The organism is Methanocalculus sp. MC3 (assembly GCF_054767395.1).
On the sequence record NZ_BAABMP010000002.1, the window covers coordinates 98,684 to 114,874 of the forward strand.

The window sequence follows — 16,191 nt, forward strand, 5'->3', positions numbered from 1 at the left end:
CTTCACCCTCAGAAAGGCCACTTATCTGCATCATGTCTGACTTCATGAGATGGAACTCCTGGTTGAAAGGTAAGATATTATAGTGGATAGTGAGAGAAGTACCAGATAAGCAGATTCTAATCCCAGATGATACGCATGCTGGCAGATCATCTCTCCGGATGTATCCGGGATTGGATTCTCAGAGGATGGGGTTCAAGATGGGGTTGTTTGATCTTCTCAATAAAAAAAATGCTTCTGTTCTTTCCTTCATTGAAGAAGGTACCCGGTTCCATGAGAGTGGACAATTCGCTCAAGCAGTAGACTCTTTTGAGAAGGCATTATCCCAGGATCCCGGGAGATATGACGCATGGGTTGGCCGCGGCTCTGCCCTCTTTTATCTTGACAGATACTCTGATGCACTCACCTCATTTGAGAAAGCCATTGAGATTGATCCAAAAAGACCCGATGCATGGAAGAATCGTGGCCGTACCCTCCATGAACTTGGCCGCCCTTCAGACACTCTCGAGTCATATGAGAAGGCAATCGATTGTGATCCCCGTGATACCGATACACTTTACTATCGTGGGCTTGCTCTCCATGAACTCGGCCGTCTTGAAGATGCTATCGAGGCATATGAGCAGATCCTCACAACCGATCAGAATAATCCTGACATCTGGTTCAGGCATGGTGTTGCCCTTGATGATCTTGGCCAGTATGTCCGGTCCATTAAATCCTATAACCACGCTCTTGCAATAGATCCAAGCAATGCTGTTGGCTGGTACAACCGTGGTGTTGCACTTGAACGGCTTTCGCGTCCACAGGAAGCTGTGGAATCATACCAGAGGGCACTGGAAATTGCTCCCAATCATCCCGGTGCCCAGAGGAATCTTCCACGCCTGATTGAGGAGATGCAGAGGAGAGAAACCGGGATGTCAGATGAAGCGATCTCTCCTCTCAGGGACGGGAGTTCCCCGGTTGATGCTGAATCAGGATTGGCTCTCCCCGATCCCGGATCAGATCCGGAAGAGATGCTTCAGGAGATTGATGCAGAGCGGATCGATGATCCAGATGATGGGATTGGATCACCCGATGCTGGTGCACCTGATGAACTACCAGTACCTGATGAGCTACCAGTACCTATTGAACTACCAGCACCCGATAAATTACCAGCGCCCGATGAACTACCAGTACCTGATGAATTACCCTTAACAGGGCCCGCTCTGCCTGATCTGGAGGTGAAGGGTGATATGAATTCCCCTATAGAAGAGCGTGAGAAGGTTGACTGGGCGAAATCCGCTATGAAACATGCAAGTGAAGGCAGTTTTGAAGAGGCGCTTCTGTCATATGAGCAGGCACTCAGGGACGATCCGGGAGACGCGTATCTCTGGGTTGGCCGGGGTCTTGCGCTTGAAAACCTTGAACAGTATAGTGAAGCCGTCGAATCATTTGATATGGCGATCGAGATTGACCCGGATAATGCCAAAGTCTGGTATAACCGTGGCCTTGCTCTCCAGCATCTCAAACGATATGATGATGCGATCGACTCTTATGATCGGGCTCTTGCAATCGACTCACATCTCTCTGCCGTCAGAAAGAAGAGGGATAGTGCGATATCTGAAAAACAGAAGGAGGAGGGTTGGATGGTCCCGGAGATGGCAAAAAACCCTCTCCCGGAGAATCTTCCATCCCTTCTCCGAACGAAATCCCAGGATCAGGCGGCAGCACCGGTTTCAGAGGAGATACCTGACAAAGAAGAGCTGATTGCGATGGCAGCGCCTCAGGTTGATGAGGAGCCCCTTGAGGCTGATTGGGATGATTTGGATTCCGGCTCGGATGAAGATCCTTCCCGGGAGATACTATCCCCTTCACCCCTCGCCATCGAAGAAGACGAGATGCCTGAGGTGGTGTCTGATGATGGCGGGGAAGTGGTTATAGATGTTATCACGCCAGATTCAGTTTTTGAAGGGGATGAGGGTGCTTCTTCCCCGTTGGCAGATCCATTTGAAGCGGCACTGGATGCAGCCGATCGGGCTTTATCCCGGAATCCTGGTGATAAAAACGCCTGGTATAACCGTGGTGTTGCTCTTCTCCACCTGGAACGCTTCTCAGAAGCCGTCGATTCCTTTGATCATGCACTGAAGCTTGATCCCGGCATGCCTGATACCTGGAATAACCGGGGGGTGGCTCTTACCCGGCTCGGCCGCCATGAAGATGCCATGGAATCATTTAATCGTGCACTGCTGCTTGATCCCGTTCATGGCAGTTCCTGGATGAACAAGGCTCGTACTCTGGCAGAGCTTGAGCGTCCTGCTGATGCAGTTGAATCATATGATCGTGCACTTGCGATCAATCCGGGGGATGCATCTGCCTGGTATAACCGCGGAGTGCTGCTTTCTGAGATGGGAGAGATTGAGGAGTCTGCTCATTGCCTTGATAAAGCACTTGCAATCGGGTATAAAACTGGAAAAGAGTGGTACACATCTGCCCCATTCCAGGGGTACATTGATGGCTATGCCGCTGTCTCCGAATCAGATGATGGTGGGAAAACACCAGGATCTCTCGCCTTAGAGCGGGGTGAATATGGAGAGATCGGTCTGGAGACGGGAGAAGAAATTGATGATGCAGATCCGGATTCGTTTGCTGCTCTTCCGGATATCACCGGCGATCTTGAACTAATTGAAGCTGCCATGGCGCGATCGGATGTTGATGTTCCATCAGATGCCGGATCAGATGATGCGGATATAGTTACTGGATCCGAGGCTCCCGAGATCGCTTCTGATGACTATGAGGATATTGACTTGTCAGATGATCTGCCTGAATCAGAAGGGATTGGTGAGATGGTTGAGGGCACTGAACCCGATCAGGATTCGTTTGCTGCTCTTCCGGATATCACGGGTGACCTCGAAGCAATTGAAGCTGCCATGGCGGGTTCGGATGTTGATGTTCCATTAGATTCAGGCTCCGATGATGCGGATATAGTTTCTGGATCCGAGGCTCCCGAGATCGCTTCTGATGACTTTGAGGATATTGACTTGTCAGATGATCTGCCTGAATCAGACGGGATTGGTGAGATGGTTGAGGGCACTGAACCCGATCAGGATTCGTTTGCTGCTCTTCCGGATATCACCGGCGATCTAGATGTAATTGAAGCTGCCATGACGGGTTCGGATGTTGATGTTCCATCAGATTCCGGCTCCGATGATGCAGATGTAGTTTCTGGATCCGAGGCTCCCGAGATTGCTTCTGATGACTTCGAGGATCTTGACTTGTCAGATGATCTGCCTGAACCAGACGGGATAGGTGAAATGGCTGAGGACGCTGAATCTGCACCTGATCTGTTAGCTGCTCTTCCGGATATCACGGGTGACCTCGAAGCAATTGAGGCTGCAATGGCGGCAACGGATGTTGATCTTCCATCAGATGCCGGATCAGATGATGAGGATGTCGTTTTTGGATCGGAGGCTCCCGATACCGTTTCAGATGATTTTGGCGAGGTCAATTGGGAAGAAGATCTGCTCTCTCCGGATTCTGCCTCCCTTCTACCTGAGATCTCTGTTCTCCTTTCAGATATGGACGGGGATGAGGAAGCTGGCGGGATGGACCTGCACGATCTGCCTGAAGCACCCGATGCCCCTGATGCCGATGAAGAAGTATCTGATCCGGATGGAGTCGAAGGTGTGTATGGAGATGATATGGTGTATGGGCCAGACACGTCCGCTCCTTCCGGTGATTCTGAGGAGGTGGATGAAGAGCCCTCTCCAGAAGAGGGAATGATTGGGCTTGAAACTGATAGCAGCTTTGCCGAGATCCTGAAATATTATGATCGGGCAGTTCTCCGCAGTCCGGATGATGCTGATCTCTGGTATAATCGTGGACTCGTCCTCTATAACCTCAACCGGTATCGTGATGCCGTCGTGTCGTTTGAAAGAGCCGTTGCTATCAATCCGGACTATGCCGAGGCAGAAAGGAACCGGCGCATCCTGATGGCGTTAATCCAGAAGAAGATCGTCGATTACGAAAGGAAAGGAACCGAGTGTGCGACTGACGGCAGATTTGATGAGGCAGTTGTCTATTATGATCAGGTGCTCTCACTTGATCCAGAAGCCCCCTCTGTCTGGTACAACCGTGGTGTTGCTCTCCGTAACCTTGGCAGGTATGAAGAAGCAGTTGCATCCTATGACCATTCACTCTCACTTGCACCTGACGATCCCGGAACCTGGTATAATCGCGGTGTTGCGCTCCGTAATCTTGGCCGTTATGAAGATGCAATCGAGTCATATGACAGGGCACTCGCACTCGACCAGGATGATGCTGATACCTGGCACAACCGCGGTGTTGCCCTCAGGAAACTCGGCCGCCATGCCGATGCAGTCACCTCATTTGATCGTGCCCTCTCAATCAACCCGCAGGATGCTGCCATCTGGTATAACCGTGGTATTGCCCTCAGGAAGCTGGGCCGTTATGATAATGCATTGGAATCCTACGATCAAATGCTTGTCCTTGACCCGGAGAATCTCCTCGCCCTGAATAACCGTGGTTTTCTCCTGAATGAAATCGGCCGCCATGAAGATGCTGCAGAATCATATAATAAATCGATCCTCCTCAACCCGGAGAATGCCGCTCCCTGGGTGGGACGGGGTATTGCAGAGTTCAACCTTGGCCATTATGCTGCTGCTGTTGAATCACTGAACCGGGCTCTTGGAATCGATCATGAAGACAGCTACTCCTGGCAGGTTCATGGCCTTGCCAACGCACGACTCAACCAGCATGCCGAGGCCGTTCTTTCATATGATCATGCTATTGCTCTTGATCCATCTGATGCGAGAATCTGGGTTATCCGTGGCCTCTCTCTCATGGGAACTGGTAACTATCCTGATGCGGTTCTCTCATTTGAACGGGCTCTTTTGCTGGATCCGGATAATCCTGATATCCTCTCCCATCGGGATGAGGCAGCCCGGATGATTCCGGTAGATGAGAGGATTTTGCCGGTGGAAGAGACCTCTGCCAGATCCGGGGTTGAGCCGGGGCCTGTATCCTCCCCTGAGATCGGACGCTCATTCCCGCCAGCTGCCAGCTTCTCTGTAACACTTGATCACTCCCGGTTTATCAGGAACCAATGGCACCGTGTCCCCCTGACGATCCAGAACAACGGCGATGATCCACTCATCGATCTGCTGATCTCGTTCTCTGAGGATTTCGCCACCAGACGGCTGATCCCGGTCACGGTTCCTCCCACTGAACAGGTTACCATTGATATTGGCATCAAACCCCTCTCGGTAGGGATGGTGCCTCTGGATCTCAAGGCTGATTACCGGGATGAGGAAGGACACGAATATACGAGGATATTTGAGTTCTGGATAGAGGTTCTTCCCGAGCCCTGAAGGGATCTTGATCGTGGCATTCTCCGGATGCGGGGTGTGCTGGTGATTGATCCCGCCTTTCCTTCCCTGCTCACATCATTCCCCGCCCACAAATATTCGTCATCCTTATCTCATCTGAAACGCTTATCCTACAGAGATGACACCCAGGGTTATCATCCACTCCTCAGTGAGCCTGGATCATGCCATCATCGGCTATGATATTGATATCGGGCTCCATTATGCAATTCTCGGGGAATATGCACCCGATGCCGTTCTCGTCGGGTCAACGACAGCTGCGTTTGGTATTAAGATGTTTATGGATAGCAGCCAGCCTGAGACGGCAGCAGACCGGACCCGGCCTCCGCCGGTTCCTGGTGACAAGAGGCCAATTGGGGTCTTTGTCGACAGCAGGGGCATCCTTCACGGGCTTCTCCACTTCTACCGGCAGATGGAACATATCAGGGATGTCGTTGTCCTCGTATCCGAGGCGACACCTGATGCCTATCTTCAGTACCTCAGGGAACGGGAGTACCCGTATCTCCGGTGCGGGAAGGATCGGGTGGATATCGGAGGCGCCCTGCGGGAGCTTGAAGATCGTTTTACGATACAGACAATTGTCTCTGACAGTGGTGCGGATCTAACCTGAACTCCCGTTGTTTATAGGCACTGGATCACAATAGGATCTCACATAACCATCTATTTCCTCAATTTATCCTCGATCTGGGCTTTTAATCGAAAGTACTTTATACTATCATGTGCCTATATTATGTGGGCACGCCATGGAGCCTATTCGAAGGATCAAAAAATCTGGCGGAAGAGAATACTGGTACGAAGAAACACCCTATTACGACCCAGTATCAAAGCAGACTCGATACAAAAACTCCAAATATCTGGGTCGGAATATCGATGGAAAACCCGTCCGTATGCGGGATGCACCACAAGAAGTCAAAGATAAGCTCAAGAAAAATACCCAACCCATAACGATCCGATCTGCCTATGATCATGGCTCAATCATGCTCCTTAAGCAGATCATGCATGACCTGAAACTGGATCAGTATCTTCATGAGATCCTCAACGACTCCGATGCGGCAATGGTGACTGCACTTGCAATGAACCGTATTGTCCGACCAATGGCAATGAAAGATGTCAGGACATGGTATGCCGGAACCACCCTTGCCCTTGATTCACCACAGAGGTCTATTACCGGCCAGAGGATCAGTGAACTGCTTGCTCGAATCGGAACCAGTACTGTTCCGCAGCAACTGATGGCAAGACTCCTGGAAGAGAACAGGACGAAACGAACACTGATCTATGATATCACCAGTCTCTCCAGCCATTCTTCCCTGATGAACCTCCTTGAATACGGTTATAACAGGGATGGCGTGTCACTTCCCCAGATTAATCTCTCACTCATCATGGACAAGGAACTTGGTATCCCGGTGATGTACGATCTCTATCCAGGGAGTATTACTGATGTCACAACGCTCACTGGAACCCTGAAGAAAATTGCCGCATATGGCGTGAAAGAGTATACCGCCATTATGGATCGTGGATTCTTCAGCCAGCATAACCTTCTGGAGATGCTGGAACAACAGATTTCATTCATTATCGCTGCAACGATCCAGCTGAAGGAAGTGAAACTCCTTCTCACCGAAGCTCAGCGGGATATCACCAATGTTGAATACCTGCAGAAGTTCAAAGACAGGACGCTCTACGCAAAGCCAGTGACACTCCCGCTTGAGTCCTCTCAATTGAAAGGGTATCTCTTCTATGATCCAAAACGGGAACTCGAGGAGAAAGAATCACTCACCAGCCGCCTGATTGATATCAGAGATAAACTGGCCACTGTCAGGCTGAAGAAGGAAAAACCTGCATATATCAGGTTTTATGAGATAGCTGGCAAGCTTAAGAATTTTTTCGATTGGAATGTGGTTGATGATCGGATTGAGGCAACCATTCGGCAGAATGCTGTTGCACAAAGGATGAACAGAATGGGGAAGTTCATGGTGTTTTATTCAGGAGATGTTGACTGGTTGACTGCTCTGTCCCTGTACAGGGAACGTGATGAGATCGAGAAGGAGATAGAGATGATGAAGTCGGATTTGGATGTACTCCCACTGAATACACATAAGGACAGTACCACAAGCGGTTTCATCTTTGTTGTGTTTGTGGCGTTAATTATCCGCACCAGATTGCTGGGAATGATGAAGGAAGATGACAAAGAAACAGCGGCTCATTCTTGAGGCACTTGAGATCATGTGACTACGTTTTCCGGGAGTTCAGGATCTAAACGATCACCTCATTCGATCGGGGATTGCTGATGAACTCAACCTTATCGTAGCCCCTGTGATCGCCGCAGGTAATGGTAAGAGGCTCCTTTCATCTGTGGATGCATGCACCCTCGATCTGATCGGTTCAAAGGAGGTTGGTTCCGGGCGGGTGCATCTCCGCTATGCTCTCAGGAGAGAACCGATACGCACCTGAAATTAAATTAGAGAACAACCGGGAAGGGGTATCTGATTATGGGTTATTCTTCGATAATATAACCTTCTTTTGGCACAAGAATCTCAAATCTTGCCCCTTTCCCCGGCTCACCATTCTCGGTGATGGAGATCCTGGTGATGGTTAATATCTCCTGCACAAGGAAGAGACCGTACCCGGTATTCTTCCCAAAACCCCGATCAAATATACGTTTCTTCTCTTCATGCGGGATGCCGGGGCCGTTGTCCTCATAGGTGATTGTCAGTCCGGATCCGGTCTCCCTGCACCTGATCCGGATCTGATCTGCTCCTTCTCCATGGCGGAGGGTGTTATCGATTAAGTTTGAAAAGACCTTCTGGATCATCGGATCTGCCAGAATCCTGGCTTTTGGTCCTTCATAGCCGATATGAACCCCCTGCTCATGAATCTTACCGATGGTGCTCCAGATGGGTGTCCATACCGGCTCACTGACGCCAAGCTGTTCATATTCGCGGGTGAAGATGATCTGCCCTTGAATTGCAGATACCGCATCAGTTACATTATCAAGATACTGTGAGATGGTGGAGCTTGCATCAATCTCTCGTGTGAGATCGAGGTATCCCTGTGCGATCATAATCTTGTTTAAGATGTCGTGGCGGGTGATGCTTGAGAGGAGGTGGAGTTTATTGTTAGTCAGGCGGAGTGTCTCCTCCATCTGTTTCTTCTCGGTAATGTCACGGCCAACAGACTGGTACTCCCTGATATGTCCATATTCGTCAAATATTGCCCGATCATTCCACTGCTGCCACCTGATTTCACCGTCGGGCATGATGATCCGGTGCTCAATGGTTCCGATGGGGTGATCCCGTGTGAGCGATGCAAAGAACGTGTTGACCTTTCCTGAATCTTCAGGGTGGATATTTGGTGAGAAGTTTTCTCCAAGCAGCTGATCCTTTGTTGTACCGAAGTATCGTGCATAGGCATCATTGACGAGGATATGCGTTCCATCAGGCTTGAACCGGCAGATGAACTCGGACTGGTTCTCTATGACCGCCTGGTACCGCTGCTCGCTCTCCTGTAATGCCGCCTGAGTCTTGATGATCTCATCGAGCTGCTGGCGAATCTCCTCCTCTGTTGCTGCCAGCTGTTCATATGCTGCATTCAGTTCGAGGTTCTGTTCTTTGAGCGCCTCCTCAGCCCGTTTCTTCTCGGTGATATCACGTCCGACCGACTGGTATTCCCTGACATGGCTGTATTCGTCAAAGATTGCCTGGTCATCCCAGTGTAGCCACCTGACTTCGCCATCCGGCATAATAATCCGGTGCTCTATGGTGCCCTGTGGGTTCTGGTAGGTGAGTGAAGAAAAGAATCTGCGAACGATCTCCCTGTCATCCGGGTGAATATTGGGAGAGAAGGGTTTTCCCATGATCTGATGCTTATCTTTGTTGAAGTATCGTGCATAGGCATCATTGACGAGGATATGCGTTCCATCCGGCTTGAACCGGCAGATGAACTCGGACTGGTTCTCTATGACTGCCTGATACCGCTGTTCGCTCTCCCTGAGTGCGGTCTGTGTGGTGATGATCTCATCGAGCTGCTGGCGTATCTCCTCCTCGGTTGCTGCCAGCTGTTCATATGCTGCATTCAGTTCGAGGTTCTGTTCTTTGAGCGCCTCTTCTGCACGCTTTCTATCTGTAATATCACGCCCGACCGACTGGTATTCCCTGACATGGCCATATTCGTCAAAGAGTGCCCGATCACTCCACTGCTGCCACCTGACTTCGCCATCGGGCATGATGATCCGGTGCTCAATGGTTCCTTCCGGGTTCTGGTACGTGAGTGATGCAAAGAACCTGCTGACAATCCCGCGGTCATCAGGGTGAATATTCGGGGAGAATCCTCTCTCTATGATCTCGTGCTTGTCTTTATTGAAGTATCGTGCATAGGCATCATTCACGAGAATGTGCGTTCCATCCGGTTTGAACCTGCATATGAATTCGGTCTGGTATTCAATAACCGCCTTGTATCGATCTTCGCTCTCCCTGAGAGCCGTCTGTGTGGTGATGATCTCATCGAGCTGCTGGCGAATCTCCTCCTCGGTTGCTGCCAGTTGTTCGTATGATGCCTGGAGCTCCATATTCTTCTGTTGAAGCTCCAGCTCCCGATCCATCACTTCTGTTATGTCCCTGCCAACGGACTGATACTCCCTGAGCTTCCCTTTCTCATCAAAGATCGCCCGCGTGTTCCACCGCTGCCATATGATACGGCCATCCGGCATAACCACACGTTGTTCGCTGAATGCGGATGGGTTCTCCGGTGTCAGGGAAGAAAAGAGCCGGGTAACACTTTTTCGATCATCCGGGTGAATTTGTGGCTTGAACCGGGTGCCGATGATCTCCTCATCCTGCATCCCAAAGAAGGTGCTGTATGCCTCGTTCACAAAGAGGTGTGTGCCATCTGGCTTGAACCTGCAGATGAACTCGGTCTGGGCCTCGACAACATTTCTGTACCGCTCTTCGCTCTCCTTGAGGGCCTTTTCTGCTTTTTTTCGTTCGATTGCGTATTGTATCTTATTCTGGAGTTCGGCAAACTGCGATCTCGGATCTCCTCCCTTCTGCATATAAAAGTCAGCACCATTGTTGAATGCCTCGATCACCACATCTTCACGGCTTTTTCCGGTGAAGATGATGAAGGGTGTTTCATTGCCGTTCTGCCGGAGATGTTTGAGGAGCTGTATACCGTTCATTCCGGGCATCTGGTAATCTGAGATGATCGCATCAAATGGCTGGGTGGAGAGGATCTTTATTGCATCCAGTGCACTCTCGCAGGTGGAGACGGCTAACTTCGGGTTCTTCTCGAGGAAGAGCCGGCCTATTCTGAGCAGATCAGGCTCATCATCAATGTAGAGGAGTGTATGTGAAGTCATGGTCAGGCCCTGATGGGATGCCAATTGGAAACAGAGAAAAAAATGCTCGGGTATCCCTTATAGAAAAGTGTTGAGCTCATCTGTTTATGAATGTTTGTATGGATTTTTACTCAAATCTCGATGATATGGCTTTTAATTAAGTTATATTAACATAATTTTTTTTCTTTCACTTATATAAAGTTAGTTGGTTATATTTATAATATTGATTCTTATGTATCATATAAATATGTGTATCTCCTTCTCTCTCTTCAAAATGGAAGAGTGATACAAAGAAAGAAGGGTGTCTGATATCCCATCATTTTAGTGTTTTGGATATCCCATATACATGAGTTTTTCTTTGATCTCGTCAAGGATTGCGGGATCATCAATCGTTGCCGGAACCGTATAGGGGGTGCCGTCTGCAATCTTCTTGATCGTGCCGCGCAGGATCTTTCCTGACCGTGTCTTTGGGAGGCGTTTTACGACTGCAACCTCTTTAAATGATGCAATCGGCCCGATCTTCTGCCGCACAAGTGCAATGAGCTCAGATTTGATGGCTGTCTCATCACGCTCCACCCCGGCCTTCAGGAGAACAAAGCCAAGCGGTACCTCCCCTTTGACCGGATCGTGGACGCCGGAGACGGCACATTCGGCAACATCAGGATGGGATGCAAGCACCTCTTCCATCGCGCCGGTCGAGAGCCGGTGCCCCGCCACATTGATGATATCGTCAGTCCGCCCCATGATCCAGAGGTACCCGTCCTCATCGATGAAGCCGGCATCGGATGTCAGGTAACAGCCCGGATATGCCGAGAAGTAGGTGGTGACAAAATCGGCATCATTTTTCCAGAGTGTGGTGAAACAGCCTGGTGGAAGCGGGAGCCTGACGACGACATTCCCTGTCACTCCGGCAGGAACGCTTCTCCCTTCAGAATCGAGCACCTCTATCCTGTAGCCGGGAACCGGTTTTGTGCATGATCCGGGTTTCACCGGCAGCAGCTCAAGCCCGGCGCAGTTGGCTCCGATCGCCCAGCCGGTTTCTGTCTGCCACCAGTGATCGATCACCGGCACATTGAGCTTCTCTTCTGCCCAGAGCAGGGTGTCCGGATCGCACCGCTCGCCCGCCAGAAAGAGCGTTCTCAGGGATGAGAGATCATATCTTCTTATGTATGAACCATCGGGATCTTCTTTCCTGATCGCCCGGAATGCGGTTGGGGCACAGAAGAGGACTGATACGCGATGCTGTTCAATCACCCGCCAGAAGGCCCCCGGATCCGGGGTGCCGACAGACTTTCCTTCATAGAGGACCGTCGTACAACCATGCAGAAGAGGTCCGTACACGATATAGGAATGGCCGACGACCCAGCCGATATCGGAGGCGGCCCAGTAGACCTCTCCGGGTTTCATTCCATAGATATTCTCCATGCTCCAGGAGAGTGCCGCCAGATGGCCGCCGTTATCCCGCACCACCCCTTTTGGCCTCCCGGTGGTGCCGGAGGTATAGAGGAGGTAGAGGGGATCGGTTGCCCTGACAGGGACACATGCGGCAGGCTCTGCATCGATCAGCTGATCCCATGTGATATCTGAATTGCCTGGTAAATCAACCGGGTGCTCTTTCCGCTGGACATACACGCATGCCGAAGGTTTGTGGGTGCAGAGGGCGAACGCTCCCTCAAGGAGCGGCTTGTAGAGGATGATCCGGTCCACTTCGATCCCGCATGATGCGGTGATGATGATCTTGGGCTCTGCATCCTCGATCCGTTTTGCCAGTTCGCGGGAGGCGAAGCCCCCGAAGACGACCGAGTGGATGGCGCCGATCCGGGCAGAGGCGAGCATTGCGATGACCGCCTCCGGGATCATCGGCATATAGATGATGATCCGATCCCCTTTCTGCACACCAAGCTTCCGGAGGCCCCCGGCAGAGCGGGCAACGAGATCACGAAGCTCACTGTAGCTATAATTCCTGATCGTGTGTGTGACGGGGCTGTCATAGATGAGGGCTGTTCTGTCTCCCCGCCCCTCCCCGATGTGGCGATCAAGGCAGTTGTAGCAGGTGTTCAGCTCGCCCCCTTCAAACCAGTGATAAAATGGAGGTTCTCCGGCTGTGAGCACCCGGTCATATTCTCTGGACCAGATGATGTTTTTAGCCGCAGTTCCCCAGAACTTTGTTGGATCGGTTATCGATTCACGAAATGCCTGCTCGTACTCTCCACTCATACATCTCCCCGTGCTATTGTAATGTAAAAATGGGGGAAAAGTTCTTATTTGTTGCTGTTTTTACCGGGGACGGAATGGGGAAGATGGTGGTGAGGGGGGTGATGTATCCTGTAATGTGAGGAGGGTATCAGTTCACCAAATTGATTTAATCCGTTATAGCTGAGTCTGATATGGATTCATCATGGTGATTCCGGGTATCTTCCTGAAATGTGCATCTTCGGTATATATTGTATGAATATGGTTTTCCAGCATTGTTGCAGCCAGCAGGGCATCCCAGAAATGGAGCTTATGCTGTTCTTTAATCTCATGGGCATGTATGATTGTCGTGCCTGTGTAGTGAACGAGATTCCATCCCTGGTATGAGGTAATCGTATGAATGAATTGCTGGATATCTTCAGATGGCATTGGATCTGCGACCTTCTCAGTGACAACGACAGAAAATTCTGCAAGGTTTTGGTAAGACAGAGAATACCTTCTCTCTGATTTGAAACAGCCTGCGATGAGCTGATGAGAGATATCCCGTTTATTTGCCGCGTCTTCATCAAAGAGATAGACCAGTATGTTGGTATCGATGAGCGGTGGTGCTTCACCGGTCATAGAGATCCTTCCTGTAGCGATATTTCTTCTCTCCAAAATGGTATGTCTTCCTGATGAGTTCCAGAGCATCTTTTGCTATGGCTTCCTGCGTCTTCTCGTGAATCCAGAGTTTCATCGCATCGGTTGCGGCTTCGCCCAGGTACCCTTTTCGCTCCCCTATAACCTTCCTGGCTGTGCTCCGAAAGCGCCGCTCTGTTTCATCGTCGATGCTGAGTGTGATCGTTCCCATGGATGTAAGTATATCTCAGACTTATTTAAATATTGTGTGTATGTATGTGTATGTTTATGTATGTTTATGTATGTTTATGGGGGAGTCATTTCTTGATCTGCCATTCTTGTTCTACCACTCATCTTTGTTCCTGCTCACTGCTGCTGTGACTCATTCTATTTTCAACCCCCCCTGCCCGCATCTCCGAATAGATCTCCCCGATCCTGCCCCAGCACTCTTCCCCGTGGTACTTCCAGTCTTTAGCCGAGAGTCCGGAGGTGGATGGAGCGACGAATACGGAGCTCTCCCCGATCATCTCAGATTGCATGCCATACCCGATCTCTCTTCTCTTTAAGGCGTGCCTGGCTGCTTCTTTCCCATTGAAGACGATGAAGCGGGGTGCATATTCCAGCATCTTCTGAATGAAACTGTCCGTGTTGTACTCTGATTTTGTCAGGGATCTGTCGGATCCCGACTCTGTCTTATTCAGATCGGTAAGCCCGATGCCATATTCCAACACAATCCTGCAATCCTCAATGGAAGCGGGCATTACGATCTCTCTGCCGGTTATCCGGGAGAACTGCGGCCAGAATTTGTTGCCCGGCCCGCAATAATAACACCCCTTCTCTCTTGACTTCCTGCTGACAGCAGATCCGCAAAAGACGATTAAAAGGTTATATGCCAGGATATCTTCAAGGATGTGCATCAGATTGTGATTGGAAGGATTGATTACCCATTTGGTTTCATCTGACTGGTATCGATCCTGAAGGAATTGAAGCTCATCTTCACGATCAATGAAGTTTTGTTGAGACATACGTAGACTACTTTGGTGTTAATGTAACTGATTAAGGAGACGGTGTGTGGTGGATCCCGTGTTTGAGGCTCATAATGATCACCCTCTCCGGTTGATGGTCTCAGGTGGATCAGTTTTTGATGAGTGGATACATTCATGAACGAAATGAATGGAAAAACCACACCGGGGATGGCTGTGGGTATTATTAACCGCACGATCACGTGGCGGATATTTTTCCATACACCTGTTAAGTATCTTTAATTGGGTCAATACCTATTTTTACGCGCCTTCTTCAGTAATTAATTTAAACTTCAAGTCGCAATTATGATCCACAAGCGAATACTTGCTGAAGTGGTGTGCGGGAAAAATGAAAGAAAAATTTTTGGAAATTGTCAATGAATCCGGAAATTTGAACTCAAAGTTATTTTCAATGAGCCGGATAAAAATTCTATGGGCCTTATCAGAACTCGGCGAGGACGGAGCAACAGCAAGGCAGATTAAAAACGGCCTTAATATCGGAAGTGACGGCTCAACATATTCAAATTTAAATGCACTTGTAGAGATGGGTTACCTGCGGATGGAAAAGGTCAGATTTGAATCAAAGGAAAATCTCGAATTATATGTCATTACTCCCGCTGGACTTGAAGAGTGGAATAAAATAAAAAACTGGCTTGATATGCTTGTATGCGAGGGTGAATAAGATGGGAGATTGGAAGAAAGCGATTGCAGTATTTGAAGAGATGGACTTTCCCTTAGACTGCGATGAATTTGAGGACAAAATTATTGCTCAAAAGACGATATGTCTCCTTCAGTTAAAGGGGATGAATCTGAATTATCCTTTTGGAATGTATGTTCGCGGTTCGTATTCCCCGGCATTTACCAAGGATTATTATGATCACAAAGAGGAGTTTAAAAGCCTTAGTTCAGGTTCTTTCTTATCTGATGAAGAGAAAGTGATGGTAAAAAATCTTGATGATCTCTTTTTGAAGAACGCTCCTCTTCTTGAGATTGGTGCAACATATGCCTTTATTGTTAAAAAAACAAACAGAACGCCAATAGAAGCATTCCGAATTATCAAAGAGACTAAGGGCTTTTATCGTGACACCCAGATTGCAAAAGGTATTTCAAAGGTGAAACAATTTTTATTTGAACCGACTGAAAAAGACCTTGAGTGGCTTAAAAACGAGACCGGGCCGATGCAGCGTGCATCTATAAAATCAATGAGGTATTAGGGATGGACTTCAATGAACCTGGAGAAGTCTGGTTTATTGAACTTGAAAACAGTCGCGGGCACGAACAGTCCGGCCGACGTCCGGCAGTTGTTCTTGCTTAATCTTTCGGGACGCATACGGTTGTTCCCCCTTACCACATCGGAGAATGGATTCAATTTTCCTCATACACATATTATTAACCCGGATTCAAAAAACAATCTTTCAAGCTTAAGTTTTGCAATGTGCTTTCAGGTTTTATCTCTTGATGAAGAGAGGTTTTTGAATAAAATAGGTGTGCTTTCAGAAAGTGATCTGGAGTGTATTAAAGAGCTTTTAAAGGATCTGCTGGATTTATGATATAGATTGAAACAAACAAGTAACGGATCAGCACCACCTATCCTAACACCCTCCCCAAATCACATATCACACTGTATTCGCTCCACAAAACCGATCCAGATGGA

12 protein-coding genes and 1 pseudogene are annotated in these 16,191 nt (G+C 49.2%); 8 read left to right on the forward strand and 5 right to left on the reverse strand.

Annotation, left to right across the window (positions count from 1 at the left end; translation table 11 throughout):
• Window positions 1–197: 197 nt before the first annotated feature.
• From ACYUBO_RS04065 to ACYUBO_RS04080, 4 genes and pseudogenes are all read left to right on the forward strand, one after another.
• Window positions 198–5,360, forward strand: a complete 5,163-nt coding sequence (locus tag ACYUBO_RS04065; protein ID WP_460372560.1) for a tetratricopeptide repeat protein — start codon at window positions 198–200, stop codon at window positions 5,358–5,360.
• 136 nt (window positions 5,361–5,496) lie between these two features.
• Complete coding sequence (locus ACYUBO_RS04070; RefSeq protein ID WP_460372562.1) at window positions 5,497–5,985, forward strand: dihydrofolate reductase family protein; 489 nt, start codon at window positions 5,497–5,499, stop codon at window positions 5,983–5,985.
• Window positions 5,986–6,118: 133 nt separating this feature from the next.
• Window positions 6,119–7,552 (forward strand): annotated as a pseudogene (locus ACYUBO_RS04075) (IS1634 family transposase); the annotation flags it as partial.
• A 133-nt stretch (window positions 7,553–7,685) separates the two neighbouring features.
• The gene (locus tag ACYUBO_RS04080) at window positions 7,686–7,823 is read left to right on the forward strand and encodes a hypothetical protein (protein WP_460372564.1); all 138 of its coding nucleotides are present in this window, start codon (window positions 7,686–7,688) and stop codon (window positions 7,821–7,823) included.
• A 43-nt stretch (window positions 7,824–7,866) separates the two neighbouring features.
• Here the strand turns inward: ACYUBO_RS04080 and ACYUBO_RS04085 are convergent, their stop codons facing one another.
• From ACYUBO_RS04085 to ACYUBO_RS04105, 5 genes are all read right to left on the reverse strand, one after another.
• The gene (locus tag ACYUBO_RS04085) at window positions 7,867–10,725 is read right to left on the reverse strand and encodes a PAS domain S-box protein (RefSeq protein ID WP_460372566.1); all 2,859 of its coding nucleotides are present in this window, start codon (window positions 10,723–10,725) and stop codon (window positions 7,867–7,869) included.
• Window positions 10,726–11,025: 300 nt separating this feature from the next.
• A complete protein-coding gene (locus ACYUBO_RS04090) occupies window positions 11,026–12,969 on the reverse strand; it encodes a propionyl-CoA synthetase (protein ID WP_460373584.1) in 1,944 nt (647 codons plus the stop codon).
• 105 nt (window positions 12,970–13,074) lie between these two features.
• Entirely contained in the window at window positions 13,075–13,518 is a 444-nt protein-coding gene (locus ACYUBO_RS04095) for a PIN domain-containing protein (RefSeq protein WP_460372568.1), read from the reverse strand.
• The gene (locus ACYUBO_RS04100; RefSeq protein WP_300334552.1) at window positions 13,508–13,747 is read right to left on the reverse strand and encodes a hypothetical protein; all 240 of its coding nucleotides are present in this window, start codon (window positions 13,745–13,747) and stop codon (window positions 13,508–13,510) included. The genes ACYUBO_RS04095 and ACYUBO_RS04100 overlap by 11 nt, the downstream gene beginning before the upstream one ends.
• 118 nt (window positions 13,748–13,865) lie before the next feature.
• Entirely contained in the window at window positions 13,866–14,540 is a 675-nt protein-coding gene (locus tag ACYUBO_RS04105; RefSeq protein ID WP_460372570.1) for a mismatch-specific DNA-glycosylase, read from the reverse strand.
• A gap of 346 nt (window positions 14,541–14,886) precedes the next feature.
• Between ACYUBO_RS04105 and ACYUBO_RS04110 the strand changes: the two genes are divergently transcribed.
• The 4 genes from ACYUBO_RS04110 to ACYUBO_RS04125 are packed head-to-tail and all read left to right on the forward strand — an operon-like array spanning window position 14,887 to window position 16,087.
• Entirely contained in the window at window positions 14,887–15,219 is a 333-nt protein-coding gene (locus tag ACYUBO_RS04110) for a transcriptional regulator (protein WP_460372572.1), read from the forward strand.
• A 1-nt stretch (window position 15,220) separates the two neighbouring features.
• Entirely contained in the window at window positions 15,221–15,751 is a 531-nt protein-coding gene (locus tag ACYUBO_RS04115) for a hypothetical protein (protein ID WP_460372574.1), read from the forward strand.
• 2 nt (window positions 15,752–15,753) lie between these two features.
• Complete coding sequence (locus ACYUBO_RS04120; protein WP_460372576.1) at window positions 15,754–15,852, forward strand: type II toxin-antitoxin system PemK/MazF family toxin; 99 nt, start codon at window positions 15,754–15,756, stop codon at window positions 15,850–15,852.
• Window positions 15,853–15,871: 19 nt separating this feature from the next.
• The gene (locus ACYUBO_RS04125) at window positions 15,872–16,087 is read left to right on the forward strand and encodes a type II toxin-antitoxin system PemK/MazF family toxin (RefSeq protein WP_460372578.1); all 216 of its coding nucleotides are present in this window, start codon (window positions 15,872–15,874) and stop codon (window positions 16,085–16,087) included.
• Window positions 16,088–16,191 lie beyond the last annotated feature (104 nt).

What these genes read in the sequence shown, in the direction of transcription:
- ACYUBO_RS04065 (WP_460372560.1), top strand. Translation starts at nt 198, where the DNA reads ATGGGGTTGTTTGATCTTCTCAATAAAAAAAATGCTTCTGTTCTTTCC.
- ACYUBO_RS04070 (WP_460372562.1), top strand. Translation starts at nt 5,497, where the DNA reads ATGACACCCAGGGTTATCATCCACTCCTCAGTGAGCCTGGATCATGCC.
- ACYUBO_RS04085 (WP_460372566.1), bottom strand. Translation starts at nt 10,725, where the DNA reads ATGACTTCACATACACTCCTCTACATTGATGATGAGCCTGATCTGCTC.
- ACYUBO_RS04095 (WP_460372568.1), bottom strand. Translation starts at nt 13,518, where the DNA reads ATGACCGGTGAAGCACCACCGCTCATCGATACCAACATACTGGTCTAT.
- ACYUBO_RS04100 (WP_300334552.1), bottom strand. Translation starts at nt 13,747, where the DNA reads ATGGGAACGATCACACTCAGCATCGACGATGAAACAGAGCGGCGCTTT.
- ACYUBO_RS04105 (WP_460372570.1), bottom strand. Translation starts at nt 14,540, where the DNA reads ATGTCTCAACAAAACTTCATTGATCGTGAAGATGAGCTTCAATTCCTT.
- ACYUBO_RS04110 (WP_460372572.1), top strand. Translation starts at nt 14,887, where the DNA reads ATGAAAGAAAAATTTTTGGAAATTGTCAATGAATCCGGAAATTTGAAC.
- ACYUBO_RS04115 (WP_460372574.1), top strand. Translation starts at nt 15,221, where the DNA reads ATGGGAGATTGGAAGAAAGCGATTGCAGTATTTGAAGAGATGGACTTT.
- ACYUBO_RS04120 (WP_460372576.1), top strand. Translation starts at nt 15,754, where the DNA reads ATGGACTTCAATGAACCTGGAGAAGTCTGGTTTATTGAACTTGAAAAC.